Annotated in this window: 22 protein-coding genes and 1 pseudogene; 16 read left to right on the top strand and 7 right to left on the bottom strand. The window is 53.5% G+C overall.

From position 1 onward, the window contains the following. Window positions 1–12: 12 nt before the first annotated feature. From ACT2B1_RS08335 to ACT2B1_RS08320, 4 genes are all read right to left on the bottom strand, one after another. Window positions 13–279 carry a hypothetical protein gene (locus tag ACT2B1_RS08335; RefSeq protein ID WP_481668931.1) on the bottom strand — a complete coding sequence of 89 codons (267 nt, stop codon included), beginning with the start codon at window positions 277–279 and terminating at the stop codon, window positions 13–15. Between the two features lie 64 nt (window positions 280–343). After that, entirely contained in the window at window positions 344–1,348 is a 1,005-nt protein-coding gene (locus ACT2B1_RS08330; protein ID WP_170621463.1) for a linear amide C-N hydrolase, read from the bottom strand. A 66-nt stretch (window positions 1,349–1,414) separates the two neighbouring features. Next, window positions 1,415–2,710: a serine hydrolase domain-containing protein gene (locus ACT2B1_RS08325; protein ID WP_170724468.1), complete on the bottom strand. Its 1,296-nt coding sequence runs from the start codon at window positions 2,708–2,710 to the stop codon at window positions 1,415–1,417. 443 nt (window positions 2,711–3,153) lie between these two features. Beyond that, window positions 3,154–4,839: an aspartate-alanine antiporter-like transporter gene (locus ACT2B1_RS08320; protein WP_170788792.1), complete on the bottom strand. Its 1,686-nt coding sequence runs from the start codon at window positions 4,837–4,839 to the stop codon at window positions 3,154–3,156. A gap of 326 nt (window positions 4,840–5,165) precedes the next feature. Between ACT2B1_RS08320 and ACT2B1_RS08315 the strand changes: the two genes are divergently transcribed. The 7 genes from ACT2B1_RS08315 (at window position 5,166) to ACT2B1_RS08285 (ending at window position 11,235) form a co-directional block, all read left to right on the top strand. Then, window positions 5,166–7,343 carry an FUSC family protein gene (locus ACT2B1_RS08315; protein WP_481668930.1) on the top strand — a complete coding sequence of 726 codons (2,178 nt, stop codon included), beginning with the start codon at window positions 5,166–5,168 and terminating at the stop codon, window positions 7,341–7,343. A gap of 13 nt (window positions 7,344–7,356) precedes the next feature. Continuing rightward, on the top strand, window positions 7,357–7,569 hold the full coding sequence (locus ACT2B1_RS08310) for a DUF1656 domain-containing protein (protein WP_353392282.1): 213 nt from the start codon (window positions 7,357–7,359) through the stop codon (window positions 7,567–7,569). 4 nt (window positions 7,570–7,573) lie between these two features. Further along, complete coding sequence (locus ACT2B1_RS08305) at window positions 7,574–8,713, top strand: HlyD family secretion protein (RefSeq protein ID WP_481668929.1); 1,140 nt, start codon at window positions 7,574–7,576, stop codon at window positions 8,711–8,713. 260 nt (window positions 8,714–8,973) lie between these two features. Next, the gene (locus tag ACT2B1_RS08300; RefSeq protein WP_480686594.1) at window positions 8,974–9,498 is read left to right on the top strand and encodes a hypothetical protein; all 525 of its coding nucleotides are present in this window, start codon (window positions 8,974–8,976) and stop codon (window positions 9,496–9,498) included. Window positions 9,499–9,821: 323 nt separating this feature from the next. Continuing rightward, window positions 9,822–10,331 (top strand): hypothetical protein, encoded by a 510-nt coding sequence (locus ACT2B1_RS08295; protein ID WP_481668928.1) that lies wholly within the window; start codon window positions 9,822–9,824, stop codon window positions 10,329–10,331. A 102-nt stretch (window positions 10,332–10,433) separates the two neighbouring features. Further along, the gene (locus ACT2B1_RS08290) at window positions 10,434–10,715 is read left to right on the top strand and encodes a hypothetical protein (RefSeq protein ID WP_481668927.1); all 282 of its coding nucleotides are present in this window, start codon (window positions 10,434–10,436) and stop codon (window positions 10,713–10,715) included. A gap of 187 nt (window positions 10,716–10,902) precedes the next feature. After that, entirely contained in the window at window positions 10,903–11,235 is a 333-nt protein-coding gene (locus tag ACT2B1_RS08285) for a hypothetical protein (RefSeq protein ID WP_481668926.1), read from the top strand. 68 nt (window positions 11,236–11,303) lie between these two features. On the opposite strand, the gene ACT2B1_RS08280 is transcribed toward ACT2B1_RS08285, so the two are convergent. Next, window positions 11,304–11,546: a helix-turn-helix domain-containing protein gene (locus ACT2B1_RS08280; RefSeq protein WP_170676400.1), complete on the bottom strand. Its 243-nt coding sequence runs from the start codon at window positions 11,544–11,546 to the stop codon at window positions 11,304–11,306. A 106-nt stretch (window positions 11,547–11,652) separates the two neighbouring features. Between ACT2B1_RS08280 and ACT2B1_RS08275 the strand changes: the two genes are divergently transcribed. The 7 genes and pseudogenes from ACT2B1_RS08275 to aqpZ all read left to right on the top strand — a co-directional run bounded on the left by ACT2B1_RS08275 (window position 11,653) and on the right by aqpZ (window position 17,574). After that, window positions 11,653–11,955, top strand: coding sequence for a hypothetical protein (locus ACT2B1_RS08275; RefSeq protein ID WP_170724461.1), 303 nt, complete (start codon window positions 11,653–11,655; stop codon window positions 11,953–11,955). A gap of 546 nt (window positions 11,956–12,501) precedes the next feature. Then, window positions 12,502–13,308, top strand: a complete 807-nt coding sequence (locus ACT2B1_RS08270; protein ID WP_481669012.1) for a ferritin-like domain-containing protein — start codon at window positions 12,502–12,504, stop codon at window positions 13,306–13,308. Window positions 13,309–13,691: 383 nt separating this feature from the next. Then, window positions 13,692–13,871: pseudogene (locus tag ACT2B1_RS08265) on the top strand (DUF455 family protein); the annotation flags it as partial. A 179-nt stretch (window positions 13,872–14,050) separates the two neighbouring features. Then, a complete protein-coding gene (locus tag ACT2B1_RS08260; protein ID WP_481668925.1) occupies window positions 14,051–15,376 on the top strand; it encodes a DUF5930 domain-containing protein in 1,326 nt (441 codons plus the stop codon). Continuing rightward, window positions 15,366–15,866 carry a bactofilin family protein gene (locus ACT2B1_RS08255; protein ID WP_171122193.1) on the top strand — a complete coding sequence of 167 codons (501 nt, stop codon included), beginning with the start codon at window positions 15,366–15,368 and terminating at the stop codon, window positions 15,864–15,866. The genes ACT2B1_RS08260 and ACT2B1_RS08255 overlap by 11 nt, the downstream gene beginning before the upstream one ends. Before the next feature lie 122 nt (window positions 15,867–15,988). Beyond that, on the top strand, window positions 15,989–16,798 hold the full coding sequence (locus ACT2B1_RS08250) for a M90 family metallopeptidase (protein ID WP_171212682.1): 810 nt from the start codon (window positions 15,989–15,991) through the stop codon (window positions 16,796–16,798). Between the two features lie 89 nt (window positions 16,799–16,887). Next, a complete protein-coding gene (gene aqpZ / locus ACT2B1_RS08245; protein WP_481668924.1) occupies window positions 16,888–17,574 on the top strand; it encodes an aquaporin Z in 687 nt (228 codons plus the stop codon). Window positions 17,575–17,625: 51 nt separating this feature from the next. Here aqpZ and ACT2B1_RS08240 read toward each other — a convergent pair whose 3' ends face one another. Then, window positions 17,626–18,174: a peptidylprolyl isomerase gene (locus ACT2B1_RS08240; RefSeq protein ID WP_171212681.1), complete on the bottom strand. Its 549-nt coding sequence runs from the start codon at window positions 18,172–18,174 to the stop codon at window positions 17,626–17,628. After that, window positions 18,167–18,673, bottom strand: a complete 507-nt coding sequence (locus tag ACT2B1_RS08235; protein WP_481668923.1) for a peptidylprolyl isomerase — start codon at window positions 18,671–18,673, stop codon at window positions 18,167–18,169. Before ACT2B1_RS08235 ends, ACT2B1_RS08240 begins: the two co-directional genes overlap by 8 nt. Window positions 18,674–18,805: 132 nt before the next feature. Here ACT2B1_RS08235 and ACT2B1_RS08230 point away from each other — a divergent pair, with 132 nt between their 5' ends. Together ACT2B1_RS08230 and ACT2B1_RS08225 are read left to right on the top strand one after the other, a co-directional pair. Beyond that, window positions 18,806–19,996 (top strand): phosphoglycerate kinase, encoded by a 1,191-nt coding sequence (locus ACT2B1_RS08230; protein WP_171240592.1) that lies wholly within the window; start codon window positions 18,806–18,808, stop codon window positions 19,994–19,996. A 125-nt stretch (window positions 19,997–20,121) separates the two neighbouring features. Then, the gene (locus tag ACT2B1_RS08225) at window positions 20,122–20,421 is read left to right on the top strand and encodes an FtsB family cell division protein (RefSeq protein WP_171122187.1); all 300 of its coding nucleotides are present in this window, start codon (window positions 20,122–20,124) and stop codon (window positions 20,419–20,421) included. The last annotated feature ends 130 nt before the right edge of the window (window positions 20,422–20,551 follow it).

The following is a 20,551-nucleotide window of genomic DNA, read 5'->3' as shown; positions in this document are numbered from 1 at the left end:
AGTTTTGCTCAGTCAAAAAGCCCCGACGTCGCGATGGGCCTCAGGTATTGCATGATCGAATTGTCCGCCGCGTTCACCGAAAAATGCACGATAACCAAATCGCGAGACGACGACGCATAGATTGCCTGCCGTTGGAAGCCAGCCTTGAACATGTCGCCGTCCGGCCAGAGTGATTGTGCCGAAATTCTTGGGTTCAGTCGCGATTTTACCGATTTCCGGGTTGATGGGCTTCGGCAGGGCAGCTGGTGGCAACAGGTTCGGGGCGGGACCACTGGTCATAATTGCTTACTCCTATTGAAAAATCAGATCGGAGGAGGCAGAATCTTCTCACCTTTTTGGCTATTCACAATTCGGCTGGGTTGAGCACTGATCCGCCGCGCAACCACGCCAGTTCTTTTGATGGATTGAAACAGTCCGAAACCTCTCCCGTTGCTCGAATGTCCTTCTTAAGATCGAACATTACGACCGGCGCTCCGTCGCTCAGGTTGAGCTTGTGCAAATCTATCCAAGCGACTGTCGGATTCTGAGTGAACTCGAAATAATACCTTCCATTGGTCAGATCACTGATCGTGCGCCAGCGGGTGGGAGAGACGTTGGGCCGGGTTGGATCACTAATACCCCAAGGCGTTGACATGTTCCGAATGACGGCCAGTACATTTGCGACAGCCTCATGGTAGTCAGCCGGCTCCTCAGGCAGCGCACTGAGATAATAGGCGCCGCGCACAAAACGTTCGTCGGCCTGCGAGCCGCCCGGAAGCGGTTGATCCCCGCCAAGACCAACATACTTCTTCATGTTTTCAAGCTGTTGTTCGTATGGTGGCGAGTTCGTCATGATTGTGACATCACGGCCTTTGTGAACGCTGAACTTTCCGTCCAACACCTCGATTACCGCCGAGTTGCCGGTCTTGTCGGCAATTGAGTAGTGGAAGGGTGACTGCACCTTGTCATCAAAATGCATCATGTAGATCGGCACGATCTGAATGCTGTCTAGCGCAGCGAGCACTTCGTCCACCGTCGCGAAGTTGTCGAGCATCCATTGCGCAAAAATCGAAACTGACAGACCGCCCTTTGAGGTATCGCGAGGGCCAAAGTCCGACTCCGCGAGATACAACAGGTTGGCGTTCAATCCCGCTTCGTTCATGCCATCAGTAATTGCCGCGCCGTAGCAGGCCCCAACTATACTTCCGTACTTCGATGTCCAGGTCTCAGGATTGTCGTCTACCGCGCCGTCACGCTTCATCCCTTTGGGAAACGCGTAAACTTTGGTTTGCAAGCTCTCGAACCAATCCTCATTCCGGCCTACCAGCATTGGTTGGCCATCCTTGTTGAAAAAAATGCGCGAACACATGGTCTTCTCCCTGTCTCAGACTCTACTGTTGATCTTGGCCTGACTGTCGCTTCAAAACTTTGAAGGTTACCTAGGCAGCGGATTACCGTTGATTGCCCGAACGATAGCACGCGCCATGCCTTCTTCCTGGTTTTCCCCATCACTGGTGCTGAAGAATGCCACGACGGTGTCGGTCTCGGGTGAGATGTAAATCCCCTGCCCGCCCACTCCGGCCTTGAACAGGTCGCCGTCTGAAAAGACAGCATCCCACTGGTAACGGTTAGAGATCGCGCCGGCATCATCCCAGAAGGTGATGCTGTTCTTCTTGCCGATCCAGCCCTTGTCGTACATGTCGAGATACGTCCGGTCATAGATCTTGGCCATGACCGCGTCAGGGATCAGTTGCTCACCAGCCAGCTTCGCGCAGCTTGGCGAAAAGGCCATGCCGAACCTGGCCAGATCGCGCAGCGTAGAGTTCATGCCGAAAAAACCGAGTGTATTTCCGGTCGGGCTGACCACGTAAAAAGCGTCATGCTCCATGCCAAGCTTAGACCACAACCGTTCTGAGAACTGCGCGTAGAGCGGTTTGTCGGCGATCCGCTCATTAATCCGGTTCATGACAAAGGTGTCGATGGAGTTGTATTCAAACTTCTGATGCGGTGGAGAATGCCGCTCCATATCGCGCAAGACATCAACCCATGTTTCATTGCGACCGCGCACATCGGGCAACATGCCGACCGCGCTCGTCGCCGCCCAGCGAAACCAGATTTGGTCAGGATCGGTGCGCGAGTTTGGCTCCGGCTCATCGTGCTCTGTGCCGTTGAGGCCCGTGGCCATGTCCATGGCTTCGACGACTTTCACCGTGTCCCATACCGATCCTTGCAATTCTGTCAGGTAGGAACTGACCGGCGCGTCCACATCGACATTCCCCTCATGTTCATGCATCGCCATCATGGTTGACCCGGTGACTTTGGTGACGGACATCCACAGATGCTTCTCATGCGGTTTCATCGTGCGATAGCGTTCGTAAACGATCTCACCACCTTTCACGACCATCATGGCGTCGATTGGTTTGGTGGCAAAATGTTCATCCACGCTGACCCAGTCACCATGCTTGTTCCGGTATTCGATATTCCCGATTGACGGGTCGACTGCGTAGGGCAGGTCGACCACGGGTCCACCGCGCATTACCTGCGCCGTTGGTCTGATTTTTGAGAAGTTCACATAGGAGTACTGCGTTTCAGGAGATGGAAACTGTACCTTGACCATATTCTCCGGCGCGTTGAGATAGGCGCTGATCTCGAGAACGCGGTCAAGCGGCACGTTTGTACTGAGATCTTCGGGTTTCGCGAGGATAGGTCCATCGGTCGATGTATTCGCCACTTTTTTGCTCCCAGCTGTAATGAAACTTGCGTTTGTCCAATATCACAATGAAATCAAACAAGATCATAAATCGAGATAGATGCAACTGTTTTCTGGTCAAACTTGTGGGTCATTCGCTTGGCGCCCCTATCTTGACCAAAGGTGCCTTACCAAAGACGTGGAAAGTAACCTTCCCCCGGTCTTTCGCGTGATGGGATACAGCCCGCCAGACCGGATCAAAGTCGGTGAATTCCTTGGTATCGAGGCGGAAGCCTAAAGTTACCCCTGAAGCTTGCGAGTCGCCGTTGAAAAAAGCTGCCCACAAGTAGGCACTTCGACAGATTTTTCTTTTTTCGCACTTTCACCAGTCGAGAGATGCACGTGCACCTCGCGACCTGTTTGATCAACAGCAAGACAATACACAATCGATTGAGAAACCGATCCAGTGGCGGCAAGAAGTCTTTTCAGGGCACTATGGCCAGAATGACGAGTCCGACGACGATAAATGTCAAGCTGGATACAGCGCCTGGTAAGCCAAAGGCAACAGCCGGTGCGGAACTCTTGGCATCCTTGCAGACCTCAGCGATTGCGACGCCTGTCATGACGCCAGTCGTGGCACCGGCGTTCTCAGCAACGTTCAACCTCATGATGAAGTGCCCGAACAAGAAACAAGAAATCGTGCAAACCGTCGTCACAAATGCTCCGGCAATCAGAAGGTTTACCCCAAAAGCCTGCATGGTCGAAATCAACGAACCACCTGCGCCAATTGCGACAGCCGCGATAAAGAGTGACAACCCTAGGTCAGAGAGCGCCGTTGCCGCGGGCGCGGATACCGACCCCATGCTGGGGCTGCGGGTCCTTAACCAACCGAGAATAGCCCCGCCAAACATGGCACCCATTGCGGACCCCCCGAGGGGTGGAATTTCAATCCCGGCTACGGTCACTGAAATCGTACCCAAGGCCGCAAATATGGCGATGAAAAATGAAGTATTCATCAAATCAGTCGTCATCTGGTTTGTGACCTCGTAACCGACTTCGTCGGCAAATATCGACACACACCGTGCTGAACCAAACACAAACAGCACGTCCCCAGCGATCAGTTCAAAATCCTCGTCGTCTATTGGCATTTCTGTACCGAGCCGCACTACGCGCTCCAGGCTGACACCGTAGCCATGCTCGTTTAGCAGTTCCGAGAGTCTTCTGCCGACGTGTGCATTGTTGGTGAGAACGAGTTCTGCCGATGCCATATCCACGGCCAAAGCGTCATTATCCGCAACTTCCGGCCCCAGCGTCTCATTACCCCTCAAGAGCAAATGGCTGGGCGCAAGGAAGGTCAAGATATCATCTTTTGCAAGGACCAGATCATCGGTGACGGTCAAACGTTCTCCATTGCGAATTACCTGCTCAAGTGAAGGTAAAGCTCCTTCTTCTCGCCGCTTTTCAACGTTTTTGACAAGCTCGCCAGTTGTACTTCCGATGTACTTCGGTAATTCCAGCCTCCAGGCCCGAACGGATGGCGCTACGCGCTTCTGGGGCACACTCCCGACTGCGTCAAGTTTCGCCGCTTCTTTAGCTATGTCTGCTCCCACAAGCGTTGGGCACAATTTAATAAGGATAATTAGTCCAAATGTGCCATACAGATAAGTGATGGCGTAGGCGCTGGCGAGGATATTGCCCGCATCTGACGGCGCCATACCCTCTGGAAGCTGGACCGATCCGGAAAACACAGCGCCTTGAGCGGCGGCTAGGACCGCAGATGTTGTGACCGCGCCGGCAGTCAGCCCACCGGCGACAATGTTGTTCAAGCCAAACACCAAAGCCATGAGATAAACCGAGACCCCAGCGACCACGGCAGTAAAAACGCACATTACCAAGTATTTGAAAGCCGACTTACTTGTTAAAACACGCACCAGGCCAGGTCCAACCATCGTTCCCAGAACAAAAAGGTAAATTGTAAACGTCAACCCTTTGATTATTTCCGGAACTTCGATTTGTGCCAATCCGATAACCAACCCGACAATCAGTATTCCTGTAGTTGGTCCAAGCCCGATACCGGCAATCTTCAGCTTGCCGACCAGATACCCCAATCCGATGACAACAAAGAGAAGAATGACAACATTTTCTCGAGCATAAGAAATCAAAGCTTCCACACGTCTCTCCCGATCAGGCTAGTTCCTCAACTGCAATATTGCGGCACACCAATCGATGTCCAAGGCCAAGTATTTTGTTTCAAACACCTTCGTTTCTGGCTGCTTTAGGCAAGTTATTCAGCAAAATATGACTTGTCATCAAGCGTTTTCAACAGCTTCACAATGTAGGCAATCATTCTGTGACACAGGGCTGTCACACGGGGCAAGGCTAGCTAAGGAGGAGAGTGAACGCGCCATTTCAGCCTGTTTAGGATTGCAATTGGAAAACTCATAAGATCAAGATACATCTCGATTAATGCATTATTGTGATCTCATCAAACGATGCCATGACCATGGACTCCTTGCGCCTTAAAGCTGCTATCAAATTGGCGTTGGCTTTGGTGCTTGCGTATTGGATCGCTTTGTCGATGGACTGGGCTAAGCCCTACTGGGCCGGTCTCTCAATAGTTGCTTGTTCGTTGACAACATTTGGCGAGTCCTTTCACAAAGGACTACTCCGGCTGGGTGGCACGTTCTTGGCAATTGTCGTTGCGATTGCTCTGCTGTCGCTGTTCCCGCAGGATCGTTGGCTATTTATCGCAGCGCTCAGTTTATGGCTGGCATTCTGTTGCTTCAATATGTTTCGAACGTCTCGCTCATACTTCTGGATGACTGCCGGATTTGTGGTGCCCATATTGGTCATTGGAGGCGGCGAAAACCCGGTCAATGATTTTACTGTTGTGGTTCTTCGGGCTCAGCAAACCGTCCTTGGTATTGTGTGCTTCAGTGTCGTCTACTCACTGCTATGGCCCTACAGCAGTCGGGAACAGTTCGAAGAAGAAGTACGCAAAGCACTTACTTTAAAACGACGTCTTCTCATGGCGACCTTGGACATCTTGACTGGAAATGAGCGCAAGGAAGACCTGCCAAAGCTTCGGATGCAGATCGCTCAATTGCGCTCCACTGTCGAAAGGCTTTTGGATGCCGCAATTGTCGATAGTTATGACGTCTGGGATAGACGCCTTGTCTGGCGGCAATTCGTGGCAAATATGGCGTCACTGGACCGAGAGCTTCAGCGTTTATATTTGAACGCAAGAGACTTGGAAGACTCCCGTGACACAGCCCAAGTCCAATCTCTTTGCTCCGCGATACTGAGTACCGAGCAATATCTTCTTGAAGCGGAGAAAATTCTGTCCGCAACCGCATCGCAAGCTGGGTATCACACCGAAAACCAGATTACCCAAGAAATGGTCAACAGCGGGCTAGGACACTTCCAACTTGCTGCCATGACTGCCACCCGTCACAATGTCCAACGGTCGCTAGAATACAGTCGGTCTTTGTCAGATTTGATGACCAACATTAAAGATGCAAGCTGGAAGGCAAACACCCGGCATTTGGCCTCATCCCAACAACCTAAACCCACATCCGAATTCCTTGATCGGGATATGTGGAGCGCGCTAATCCGTGTTCAGGTTATATTTCTTGCGACAGTGGCATGTGTCCTGTTTGTTCCAGGCTTTCCCAATCCGGCTCTTGTAATATGCATAGGCGTTTCTCTCGCTCTGAACCTTGCTTTACATCCGCAGGCGTCTGTCTCCGTCGCGCTGCCTTTCGCAGCGATCCTACTGTTGATTGTTGGAACTGTGCACCTTGTTCTATTACCGCTATTGGCCACCTTCTGGCAGTTGGCTTTATTAATCTTCGGCACCACAGTCCTGGTGGCTTACTTAACTTCCCGCCCGGAACAAATGATTGTTCGAAGTTTTTTCCTGAACTTGTTTCTGGTCGGCCTTCAGATCGATAATCAGCAGCAATACAGTTTCCTCTTCTTTGCAACCATGTTCATCGGTTTGTTCTGTGTAATTGTGATCATCGAATGCACGCGTTTTTTCCCGGTTTCTTTAAGGCCGGAAATCCGTGTGGAAGCTCTAATAAAGCGTTTCTTTTCTAGCGCGGATTATGTGGTCCGACACAGCCTTACCGACCAAAGAGAGCAACCAAACTGGTTTAATCGGATGCGCCTTTCGCTACATGTCAGCGAGATAGATAGCATTCCGACCAAACTTGTTCCTTGGCTATCTGCATTGTCGGAACCAGCACTGGGCAATACCAAAAGGACGGATACGCTTCAAATCGCGACAAGTTTGGAAGCGCTGAGCAGCAAGCTAATTGAATTTGCCGCAACCCGAAGACTGTCACAGGCAGCTTCACTGAGAGAAGGCGGTGGCGAAGCAATGAAGCAGTGGCGCTTGGCCGTTGCGGATGTAATGTTGGATATTGAACGCGACCCAGGGGGGATTGACCCTGAATATCTGCAAAACAGGCTTCAAAGCGCTACTGTAGCCCTTGAGAAGACTGTAGAAGTCCTAATTAACAAAGAGTCTAGTTCAAATTTGAATACCGCTGACTACGAAAACATGTATCGTCTTCTTGGCGCGTATCGCGGTCTTGCGGAGGGTGTTTTGGGGTACACCGGCAGAGCGGAATTCATTGATTGGCACGCACTACGAGAGTCCCGTTTCTGAAGTCGAGGAAAAAATGCTACCTGTTCCAAGCGAATTCGACTTTTTTGGCGTCTACCTCTCACCACTTTTCATATCTTCCCTACTGGCAGTCGTTCTAACTATGATGACGGCGCGTGTTTTGAACCGTTTCCGAATGTCGCGTTTCATCTCTCATCCGGCGTTGGTTTTTGTTGCACTTGTAGCAATCTATACGTCCGTCATCGGAACCTTTCTTATCCCGGCATAGTCAAATGAACCGAAACACCAAGTTGATCGTCACAGTTGCAATCGTACTCGTCGCTTTGGGCGCCGTGTTCTTGAAATATGCCATTTACGTATCCAACCCATGGACGCGCAATGGGCAGGTTCGCGCAAATGTTCTAGAAGTTGCACCGCGCGTTTCCGGGCCAATCGTCAACCTTCCGATACGAGACAACCAGTTTGTAAAGGCTGGGGATCTTCTCTTCGAAATCGATCCGCGCACTTTCGAAGCAGCACTGTCGCAAGCACAAGCGAGATTCGACAAAACCGTCGAAGATCTGGCTTCTTTGGATAAGCAAATTAAGGCCGCCCGTGCGAGTGTTCAGCAATATGAATCGTCGATCCAACAAGCCGAGTCTCAATTGTCTTCCGCAAAAGCCCAGCAGACAGAGGCACAACGTCAATTTGACCGGGCCTCTGTTTTGGTAAGCGACGGTCGCATCCCCGAGTCACAGTTCGACGAATTACAAAGAGATTTGGACGTTGCTCAAGCAAACACCGCCAGAGCACAAGGCGGAGTGGTTCAAGCCAAAGCCGCGCTCGCCCAAGCGCAGGCTTCGCTGGAGGGCTCAATTGCAAGCCGCGGCGTAACTGGTGAGGAAAACTCAAGCCTCCGCGAGGCTAAAGCTGCTCTAGAAGCTGCGCGCCTCAACCTTGAATTCACTAAAGTACATGCCTCAGTTGACGGATATGTGGCAAATCTGACATTGCGTCTCGGCAGCCAGGCTGTCGCTAATCAACCGATCCTTGCACTCATTGATGCCCAAAGCTTTTGGGTCGACGCTTATTTCCGCGAAAACTATGTAGGCGATATATCCCCTGGTAACCGCGCCGCCATAACGCTCATGTCTAACCCCGATATCGTAATTCCTGGGGTGGTGGATAGCATCGGGCGAGGAATTGCCAAAAGTGATGGGAGTGTTGGAGTCAATCTCTTGCCAAACGTGAGTCCAACGTTTGAATGGATCCGACTGGCACAGCGAATTCCGGTAAGAGTAGAAATTGACCAACTCCCCGAGGGAGTCGAATTGCTTGTAGGCACAACGGCGTCGGTTCTTGTGATGACTAATACGGATTCAACCGATGTAAATGAAGCGTTACCACCGCCGGCGCCGACAATTCTACAATAGTCGGTTCAATAGGTTCGGTACTCGCGAGGCCTACAAGACGACTGGTTGGTGATACGTGAGTGGTTGGAAGCGCACGGTGTCGCTGCCCCTGATCGCGTCTTTTCTAAAGTGCCTGAGTTGGCGGGCAACATGTCCGATTGGCGCCCTATGTCAAAGCATGGCGCACAAGACTAGTGACGAGACGCCAGTTCTGCTGGCCACCAGTTGTAGTGCCGCATTCCTAGTTATAACAGTGCTTTGTCAGTATCGAGAGGCGCAAAATGAGCAGAAGACACCCCATTTGGTATGGCATAGGCGTTACTATTATCCCGTTGGTCGTTCTGATTGTCGGGTACTTTAATATCCACCCAGAAATCTATCGAGGAATCCCGCAAGGCTTTGGATCGGAGCGAGACTCTTCGCGATCTGGTATCGCGTGGGACGATGATGAAAAGGAAGATCCGCCCTTGGATTATGTGTCTGATTCTTTCGAGGGATTGTACATTTCAACCGAACGGGCGTCCGTGACTAGCTTTTGGAGCCTTTGGAACGCACCAAGCTCAGAAATCGAGTATGAATGGCGATACCGAGTTAAGAACCTGACTGATGATGACCTACGAATTTCCGTCGAATATGAACTCGTTGGAAAACATGATCGGGTTTTTGCCACGTCTGACGGCTACGAAGATGCCAAACCCGGCGAAACGGTGGAAATCACCGGCAAGGGCCGTATCGACTATTTCGACGCCAGACAGGTTTTGGGTTCAAGATGGGGAATTCGTCGAAGGCCAGTTCCTGGATCGTAGCACCGAGAGATTACAACGAGCACAGGGTTTGCCGCGAAACGAGGACTCAGGCACAGTGTCCGCACGGGGGTAGCTGGATAGGATTGTGCCCGCGGACACATCTAAGTGTGGCATGAGAGGCACTTCACAACTGTGACGTCTTGAGCTATGCCTAAGTTATGACTTGCTGCGTACACCAATTGAGCAACCGAATAACTCGCTGATTCAGCGAGCCTTTGGGAGTGCCATGGTGGGCCAGGAGTCTTATAAGCTCTTTACGCCAGATTAGCGTCGACGGTAAGGGATCATGCCCCTCCACTCCTACCATTTAGGAGGAGTCCGTCATGTCGGATAGCAATATCGGCGTCGTCGATTATGGCGACATCAAGAATTCAGTTGAGAAAGAGCTGGGTTACACGCCCGACGGCTGGGCAGGTCATGTCACGGATCTTTTCCAGAAGATCAAGGAGCACTGCGACAAGCAGGAGGTCGAGTATCCTGTGGTCTCTCAGATAAAGCAAAAGTTTGGCCAGTTGCGTATCTATTTCAGGACTGTGGTTAAGGACGAGCGGATCGACAGCTTGTTTCAAGCGACAATCGAACGAGCCAATCACAGCTGCGAAAAGTGCAGCAACGCAGCCCAGGTGCAGCTCGTAGAGGGCTTTGTCACAACGCTGTGCTGTTGGTGTGCACATGAGCTCGTGTCGTCCAGGCGTCCGCAGAGTAAGCGCCTATTCGGAGATGGGCGGCCTTTGAAGGATGGGATGGCCTGCAATGTGTGTGGCTATAGGGGTCAGATCGACCGGACTGATGAGCACGGACGTTGCCCTGCTTGCGTGAAGAAGAATTGGTGAAACATGCTCAAAGTCGTTGTCTTTGTGAATGAGAGAGAGGTTGCCAGGGCGCACCTGAGCAACATCAGCGACCTCGCTGAAATCTCCGACTATGAAGTCCAAATGAACGAAAGAGAATGCGCCAAGCTCGGCATTGCAGAGCGAGGCATCAAGGGCGAGATCCTGAGCCACAAGCGCAAGCAGACCGTCTGGGCTTTGGTCGAGAAGGCCGCAACGCTCTGGATGCGGAAAACAGGTGAGCGAGGTGATGAACTGACTAGGGCATTCCTGGCAAGGAGTAAGGCCGAGTTTATCGCCGGGCGACTGCCGCTGTCTGATCCGATCACCGCAGAAGAGATCAGGGCGCGCAAAGTGTATGATGAGAATGACGATGAGAGTGATTGAGCCGGTTTACACCGAGACTGAAGATCCGCGTTTTAGCGGATGACATTTGCTGTCAGAGACGACGAAAGCGGCCGGTGGTTTCCCATCGGACCAAAGGATCGCGCAGACCTGACTTATGAAGAGATGGCGGAAAAGCGGAGCTCTGAGATCATCGACGCGAAGGCGGAGTAGCTGAAAGGAGGGCGAAATGAACGGAATCCATTTGAGGCCTGAAGAAATCGCCTATGGCTGGGCCGCATGGCGAGAGCAGATGGTCCTTCAACTCGAAGACGATGATGCGCCTGAGTATATCAAGCGAACCGTTAGGGAGTGGTTTTTCGAGGAATACGAGAAAGCCACCCTCCGCGGCATGGAGATGCCCTGCCCTGATTTCTTCGACATCCGGTGGACCGGCAATGATGGACTTATCACGCAACATGAGGACACGCCCATGGCAAACATCCTAGCATCGACGCTGCGAACGAAGCTCCAAGCTAACGTCATCCAGATCGAGAAGTTCATTGATCGGTGGCAGTTGTGACTATCGTCAGAGTTGTTTTCTGCGATAGATTCAATGTCCAGAGGTGTACCGAGAGAATTCGCTAGATTCTACTCAGCTTCTTCTTCAATTTCGGATACCAATCTGGTCAAAGATAGACCAAGTGCGCCACTGAGAAGTTGTAGCGTTCCGAGAGTTGGTTGGTGGTGGCCGGATTCCAGAAGTGAGATGTATTGCATGCTTCGGTTAGCCTGCGTGGCGAGCTCTAGTTGCGATAACTTCTTGGCGAGTCTGTGGCGACGCAAAACTCTTGAAAATGCCAATAGCAGAGGGTCGTTTTTTGCGTTCGCCATATTTTGACAAATCGCCCACGTAACGCTAGTCGTCTATACAGTATACTTTGAATCTCGGGGTAAATTTCAACTGCACAAAGGTTTGGCAAAAAGCGGGGGCCGTTAAATGGCGGAAAGAGTTCATCTGACAGAAACCCAGATGATTGAAATACTGAACAGACTGGAAATGCGCTTTTTGGAGCGATTGGCTCTCGAAAATGAACACAAGATTTTTGTCAAACCGCACCTTGCATCAGGTGAAAAACCAACTCGAACAGGTAGAAGGCCAAGGTCTCAATACGTTGGGCAACTGCATCTCTCGATTTTGGAGGAAGATGAAGCTTGGTTCAAAAAGACTGCACAAGCCAACAACCTTCAATACGGAAAGTTCTTCACCTGCTTACGCCAAATTTTCGAGCGACACGGTTAGGTTCGTAATGAAAGAAGGTCAAAAGCCAAACAGCTTTATGCTTAGCAAAGGCGCGAAAGTATAAACGGGATTTGAATCCAAATACCTGATGGGGGGGGCTCAAGGGCTACTGCACCGCAATCTAGGGCTGCGATGATTAAGGTCGTCACCCCCGATAGCAGTGCTGTATCCCGCTTCGTCTAGTTTACCAGCCCCACTCACCGATCCGTGCGCCAGTATCCCGAGTTAAAGGGCTGGCTCATCAACTCGGATTCAGTCCGCTCATCAACCGTCCGATCTTCTATTGAACCGGTCACTCAATATGCGCTCTCACGGACACACAGCCGTTGAATCGGGAGCGCATGACGGTTCAGACCACGCAGCAACCTGAAATCTGGACGCAGGCTGCGCCCTATAGTAGGCGTACTGGGCAACCTTAAAAAGTTTGTTGCACCATTTGGTTAAAAGCCAAGCTCTGATAATTCTACCGGCCCGGGAGCAAGTTACCCATTGTCTAGCCGTACTGAAAAAGATGCTGAAACGCAGCATCCGACTACGCTAACTGCGATGGCAGTCGACGTGCTCTCTACGAAGGATGGTCACGCAAAAACAGCCAAATCACGAGCTTACGCTTCTGTTTGGAAAACTGCGCGGACTACAGGGGAAGTCATTGAAATCGGACGTTCTATTCCACCAGATCATCCTGCTCGCCCGCGGCAACCAGAGTTGCTCAGCCCCCGCGACGTACCAAAGCGCAAGCCTGGATCTCCGGCAGGAAGAATAGCGCTGCTGCATGCAGTCGCTCATATCGAACTCAATGCAGTCGATCTGCACTGGGATATTATCTCACGTTTCGCCCACGTACCGATGCCGATGGGATTTTATGACGATTGGGTGAAAGCCGCAGACGACGAAGCAAAACACTTCAGTCTAATCTGTGATTGCCTGGAAACGATGGGAAGCTACTACGGAGCCCTGCCCGCTCATGATGGAATGTGGCGTGCGGCATCAGATACTGCAAATGACCTGCAAGGGCGGTTAGCTATCGTTCCAATGGTATTGGAGGCACGAGGGCTAGATGTAACGCCAGGAATGATAGAAATTTTCGAGAAAGCCGGCGAGACCGCGGCTGTTGAAAGCCTCAAAACCATCTACAGCGAGGAAGTCAGCCACGTGGCGTATGGGGCGAAATGGTTTAACTTCGGCTGTGGCAGGGAAAACAGTGATCCAAAAGAAGTATTCCATGCGCTAGTGAAGCGCTATTTCAAAGCGGGCTTAAAGCCTCCGTTCAACGAAGAAAAACGCGCAGACGCCGGATTGCCACCTGATTTTTATTGGCCGCTCGTTGAGGAGCTTCCACCCTATGTTCGCTGAGTATATTGGCATTTGCCCGCGCCACTGAAGCGTTTTGCTTGCGGACCTCGTACTTCAAGTGGTCACCTGCGCGTCGATTCACTAGGCGACAGTTCCGGCGCACAGACGCGAAACCGCTTCGGCAAGCGGGATCTCGTCCAAGCAAAGCAGAAGAATTGCCCAAGCCAAACCCCTTTCTCTTCCCGTTTGCGGCTTCTGTCCTCGATTCGATCCGGATTGGAACTCAAGCGCATGGAACTTTTGATAGGGTTTTAAGGAGAAGAAGTTCCATAATGCACGTGGAACTTTTTGAAGTGGAAGTTTTTCGGCTCCATGCATTGATTGTTACAAGGGGATTTCGCTGATTGATACGGGAAAAAATCGGTTTTGGTTGGTATAACGACTTCCTATGTGGGCGTGAGAATGCCGACCCAAAGGATGTGTTTCACGAATTGGTCCGGCGGTATTTCCACGGCGTCCTGAAGCCCCCTTTCAACGAGGAAAAACGCGCCGAAGCGGGGTTGCCGCCAGATTTCTACTGGCCTTTGACTGAAGACCTGCCTCAGCCCGGACACGACCATTAAACGTGCTCAAGTTGACGTTATCGGCAATTTCCCGCCGAGAATTGGCGGGAAAAACCTACTTTGTTGGGTAAACTGGTTAACAAACTTGCCCAAAACCTGAGCTCCCTCTATGCACTTCGGCCAAGGGACGGCTATCACTCACGACCGAGTCCGATCTTGGGGATTAAGAGGGAAGACGCGTGCGAACACGTCTGGCAATCAAACTACACTCGCTGCTTGAACGGCATTTTCCGGAACGCAGGGTTTTTCTGAAATCCGACAACGACACACGGTTCATCCGGCTTAGTTCGGAAACGCAGATCGCTGCTGTTGCTGGCGTTGCGGTGATTGTTGGCTGGACCGCTGTCGCGACCGCGATCTTGCTGATGGACAGCATCGGATCCGGCAACTTCCGCGAACAGGCGAAGCGAGATCAGGCCACCTATCAGGAACGGCTGAATGTTCTGTCGGCCGAACGGGACGTCCGCGCGCAAGAAGCGTTGATGGCGCAAGACCGGTTCAACGCGGCGCTCGAACAGATTTCCGCCATGCAGTCCGAGCTGCTGGCCTCGGAAAACCGCCGCCGCGAGCTTGAGACCGGGATCGAAGTGATCCAGACGACCTTGCGCGCGACAATGAAGCAGCGCGAAGAAGCCCGCACAGAGCTGGCCAAGATGAACCAAGAGGCAGGTTCGGGCGAGGTGCAGATGGCATATGCCACTAACCCTGCCCAAATGAACTTCATGACCGAGGCATTGGTCAGGACCGCGATGGAACGTGATCAGATCGCGGCCGATGCCAAGGTTGCGCTGGATCAGCGCGACGAGCTGGAACTGGAAATCCAGCTAATGCAGGAACGCAGCGACGAAATTTTCCGTCAGCTAGAAGAGGCAATGGTCATCTCTGTCGAGCCGCTCGACAAGATGTTCCGCAAAGCAGGAATGCCCACCGACCGTATCATCGAAGAAGTGCGGCGTGGGTACAGTGGCATGGGTGGCCCCCTAACCCCCATATCCTTCAGCACGCGCGGTGAGGAACTGACCCCCGACGAAATCCGCGCGAATACCCTGCTGCAGCAGATGGATCAGCTGAACCTCTATCGCATTGCTGCAGAAAAAGCGCCGTTTGCAAGCCCGGTAAACGCGGTTGTCCGCTTCACCAGTGGCTACGGGACACGCCGCGACCCCAAGACCGGAGGTCGCCGCATGCATAACGGTGCTGATTTTGCAGGTGCACATGGAACGGATATATTTGCGACCGCTGACGGAGTGGTCACCCATGCAGGCTGGCAATCCGGGTTTGGACGGCTGGTAAAAATCAAGCATGCCTTCGGAATTGAGACACTTTACGCCCATAATACCAAGATCAAGGTAAAGGTTGGTCAAAGGGTCTCGCGCGGGGATCATATTGCTGATATGGGTAGCACCGGACGGTCGACCGGCACGCATCTGCACTATGAAGTACGCGTGAACGGAAAACCTGTTAACCCAATGACTTACATCAAGGCTGCGAGAAATGTTTTCTAAGAGCAAAATCAACGAGCCCGGTTCGAATGCACCAGAAGCGGCAAAACCCGCCGCACCAGCAACACCGGCTGCCCCTGCACCGTCAGAAAACAAGGCGAGCACCGCGCCCAAGCCCAAGCCTCCGGCGTCGGTTCTGTCTTCGGATCTGCACATCACCGGCAACCTGAAAACCTCGGGCGATATCCAGGTTGAAGGAACTGTCGAAGGCGACATTCGCGCGCATCTTCTGACGATCGGTGAAACCGCGACCATCAAGGGCGAAGTCACCGCAGATGACGTGGTAATCAACGGCCGTATTGTGGGCCGTGTGCGTGGTCTAAAAGTACGCCTGACCTCGACCGCACGTGTCGAAGGCGACATCATTCACAAGACCATCGCCATCGAAAGCGGCGCGCATTTCGAAGGTTCGGTCCAGCGTCAGGACGACCCGCTGAACCCTGGCCGTAGTGCCAAGGGCGGCGCAAATCCGGCGGCGGAGGTCAAGCAGTAACACCTGCTTCGCCCGGATTGAAAATTCAACGCCGCAGGGAAACCTGCGGCGTTTCTTTTTTGCCTTGGACCACGGCGCACTTTCAGGTTCCAAGACGCAACCCGCCTGTATAAGCTTGTGAAATGTGGATTTTCTTTGCCTTAGTTCTGTTGATCGCAGGCTTTTTTACCTATCGCCATTGGGCCAGAACACAGGAGCGTAAGGCCCTGCTGTCCACCCCACTTACCCCTGAACAGCGCGCCATAATCGAAGCCCAGGTTCCCTTGGTGCGCCGTTTGCCGCCTGACCTGCGCGTAGGCCTCGACGGCAAGGTGAACCTGTTTCTGAATCAGGTCCGGTTTTTTGGTTGTGACGGTCTTGAGGTCACGGAAGAAATGCGTCTGGCCATCGCCGCGCAGGCATGTCTCCTGATTATCAACAACACGCTCTGGTACGATCACCTCACCACGATCCTGATCTACCCCAACGCCTTCAAGTCCCGGCAACGCAGGCAGGACGGCTATGTGGTCAGCGAAAAGGAAATCATCCGCACCGGGGAAAGCTGGGATCGGGGGCCGGTCATTCTGTCGTGGTCTCACAGCAGGCAAGGCGCATTGGATGATCATGATGGACAAAACGTAGTCCTGCACGAATTCGCACATCAGATCGACGATCTGTCGGGCGGAACCAACGGCGTTCCAATCCTCAGCGAAGGCCAGACCTTCGCCGAGTGGGAACGAGCATTTCTGGCGGCATACGATGCCCATGTTCAATCCGTAGAAAAAGGGCGGCACACGGTCATCGACCCATATGGCGCCGTCGGGCACGAAGAGTTCTTTGCGGTATCGGTCGAGGTCTTTTTTGAACGGCCCCGCGCCTTGAAGTCCGAGGCGCCCGGCATTTACGAGCAGTTGGCCAAGCTGTTCCGGCTGGATCCCGTGACCTGGAATTAACCTGCCTTGGCGGAACCGGGTTCCGTAAAAATTTCACAAAACAGGTTTTTTGAATTACACTGAACCCATTGTTTTTCGGAGGGCTTTTCATGTCATCAAAACTCATGGCCGAATTCTTCGGCACGTTCTGGCTGGTACTGGGCGGCTGCGGCAGCGCCGTCTTAGCGGCAGGCGTCGCCGATGTCGGCATCGGCTGGCTGGGTGTATCTTTCGCTTTTGGCTTAACCGTTCTGACAATGGCATACGCAGTCGGCCATATTTCGGGCGGGCACTTCAATCCTGCCGTCAGTCTTGGCCTGATGATCGGTGGAAGGTTCCCGGCAAAAGACCTTATTCCCTATTGGATCGCCCAGGTCGTCGGCGCAATTGCCGCAGCGGTCGTCCTGTACCTGATCGTAAGCGGCGCACCCGAATTCACTGGGGTCGGAAGCTTTGCCAGCAACGGCTATGGCGAAGCGTCCCCCGAAGGGTATTCGATGATGTCCGCCTTGATCATCGAGATCGTACTGACGGCGTTTTTCATCGTAATCATTCTGGGCGCGACGTCTGAGGGTGCTCCGGCTGGTTTCGGCCCCATCGCCATCGGGTTGGGCCTGACTCTGATCCACCTGATTTCGATCCCGGTGACGAATACATCCGTAAACCCGGCGCGCTCAACCGGTGTTGCGCTGTTTGCCGACGGCCCGGCCCTTTCACAACTCTGGTTATTCTGGTTGGCCCCGCTGATCGGCGGTGCGATTGGGGCCGTGATCTGGAAAGCCATGGGCGACGACTAAGCCCCGTCTATCAAAAAGGCCCCGGCGCAATCTGCGTCGGGGCCTTTTTTGTTACTCGGTTACAGTAACTTTTTTCATCACGTCGGGCTGTCCGATGACTGCTCCGTTGGGGCCATCGCCACGCTTGATCGCGTCGACAATGTCCATCCCGTCGGTCACCTGTCCAACAACAGTATATTGGCCGTTCAGAAACGGACCGGGCGCAAACATGATGAAGAACTGCGAATTGGCACTGTTGGGGTCCTGTGCCCGTGCCATGCCCACGACACCGCGGTCGTAATTGAAGTCCGAGAACTCGGCAGGCAGGTCAGGCCGGTCCGACCCACCGGTGCCAGCACGACGCAGATCGCTGCCCAGACGGCCATGTTCCACGTCGCCGGTCTGTGCCATGAAGCCGTCGATCACGCGGTGAAAGACCACACCGTCATACTTGCCTTCGGCGGCAAGGGTGCTGATCTGTTCAACGTGCTTCGGAGCCAGATCGTCAAACAAATCAACGGTTACGGTGCCATTAGCCCCCTCGCCCTCGATCTCGATCTGCAAACCAGTGGCCAACGCGGGGCTGGCCAGCAAAGCAAATGCGGCTGCCAGCTTATACATCGGCTGCCACCTTAACGCTGATCATACGGTCAGGACTCATCGGCGGCTCACCCCGGACGATGGCGTCCACGTGCTCCATCCCGTCGATAACGCGGCCATAGACGGTGTACTGGCCGTTCAGGAAGTGATTGTCCTTGAAGTTGATGAAGAACTGCGAGTTGGCCGAGTTTGGGTTCTGCGAACGTGCCGCGCCCAATGTGCCGCGATCGTGGGGCAGTTTCGAAAATTCTGCCGGAACGTTCGGCAGCGACGACCCACCTGTACCGGCCATGCGGATGTTGAATCCGTCTTCCATATCGCCGTGCTGCACGTCGCCTGTCTGCGCCATGAAACCGTCGATCACACGGTGGAAGGCCACGTTGTCATACTCACCACCACGGGCCAGTTCTTTCATCCGGGCCGAGTGCTGGGGGGCCACATCGGGCAGCAGCTCGATGACGACATTGCCGTCTTTCAGTTCGATGATGATGGTGTTTTCGGGATCCTTGATCTCGGCCATGAGGCCCTCCTGTCGTTTATCTTGCGCAAATACCTATGACGCGGACGCATGAATGCCAAGTGACGCATTGACCTGAGGGCAAAATGCAGGAAAAGAACCGCCTAAAGCGGTTGTAACGACAAGGATGAAACGATGGGCTGGAAAACGCTGGATGATATGGACCTGAACGGCAAGCGTGTGCTGGTACGCGTGGACATCAACGTACCAGTTGTTGACGGCGTTGTGACCGACGCGACCCGCATCCAGCGCATCGTGCCCACGGTACGCGACATCCTTGCGGCGGGCGGCAAACCGATCCTGCTGGCGCATTTTGGACGCCCCGGCGGTGAACGCCGCGAGAACCTGTCGCTGAAGCAATTGGTCCCGACGCTTGAGACCGCTTTTGGCTCGACTGTCCTATTCGCCGCCGATTGCGTCGGCACCGAGGCGGAACTGGCCGCCGAACAGTTGCAACCCGGTCAGGTGCTGCTTTTGGAAAACACCCGCTTTCACGCAGCGGAAACCAAGAATGACGCTGATCTGGCTGCCGGTATGGCGCGTCTGGGCGATGTATATTGCAACGACGCATTTTCCGCCGCGCACCGCGCTCACAGCTCGACCGAGGCTATTGCCCGCATGCTGCCTGCCTGCGCTGGTCGGCTGATGCAGGCCGAGCTTGAGGCGCTTGAGGGCGCTTTGGGCGCGCCCAAACGCCCTGTGACAGCCGTTGTGGGCGGGGCCAAGGTCTCGACCAAGCTGGAACTGCTGGGCAATCTGATCGACAAGGTGGACTACCTGGTTATCGGTGGCGGCATGGCCAACACGTTTCTGGTGGCCAAGGGTCTGAACGTGGGCAAATCGCTGGCGGAAACAGCGATGAAGGACACCGCAGCCGAGATCATGACCAAGGCCGAAACCTCGGGCTGTACCATCGTCCTGCCCACCGACATCGTCGTGGCCGAAAAGTTCGAAGCAGGTGCCCCTCATCAGGTTCTGCCCGCCGATCAATGTACGGATGACGGAATGATCCTTGACGCAGGCCCCGACAGCGTGGCGGCGATTTCAGACATCTTCGGACAAAGCCAGACCCTGATCTGGAACGGGCCGCTGGGCGCGTTCGAGATTGAGCCTTTCGATACCGCAACCAACGCGGCAGCGCTGAAAGCCGCGGCACTGACGCGGTCCGGGCAATTGGTCTCGGTCGCGGGTGGGGGTGACACGGTCGCGGCTTTGAATGCGTCGGGTGCGGCCAAGGATTTCTCGTACATCTCGACTGCAGGCGGCGCGTTCCTGGAATGGATGGAAGGCAAAACCCTACCCGGTGTTGCCGCGCTAGAGCAATAAATCCGCTAGCCCGCGCGTTTTTGTCGAATCAGGGGATTCACAACCCGAATCACCTGTGACATAGTGCTTTCAGAGGTCCAAAAAGGACCCGTTATTGAGGCAGACTTCATACGGCGGTAAACAGAGTGTCCCGTTCCAATCGGCCCGGTTTGGGCGCAGTCGCATTCTTTATGGTGGCGTTTATGCTGGGTGTTTATTTCACCTTTGCCGCCGTGCAAGGTGACTATGGCCTGTTCCGACGGGTCGAGATTGCAGCGGAACGGGACGCTCTGTCGCGCGACCTCGACAAGCTCGAGGCTGAAATTGCAGAGATGGAGAACCTGACCCGCCGTTTGTCGGATACTTATCTGGACTTGGATTTGTTGGACCAGCAAGCACGCTCTGTGCTGGGAATGATCCGCTCAGATGAGGTTGTCATCCGTTGATCCTCCACTGAATTGTTCGATTTTGAAGCAAGCCGCACCCCGATTTTCGCGAGATCGGACGCTGCGTCACATTTACCCTCGCCAGAAAGCGGCAAATGCTTTATGAGATAGTTTAACGCTAAACTATCTT

The organism is Ruegeria sp. S263 (genome assembly GCF_056780525.1).
The sequence above is the reverse complement of the archived record's forward strand: the minus strand, read 5'-3'. Positions and strand labels throughout refer to the sequence as shown.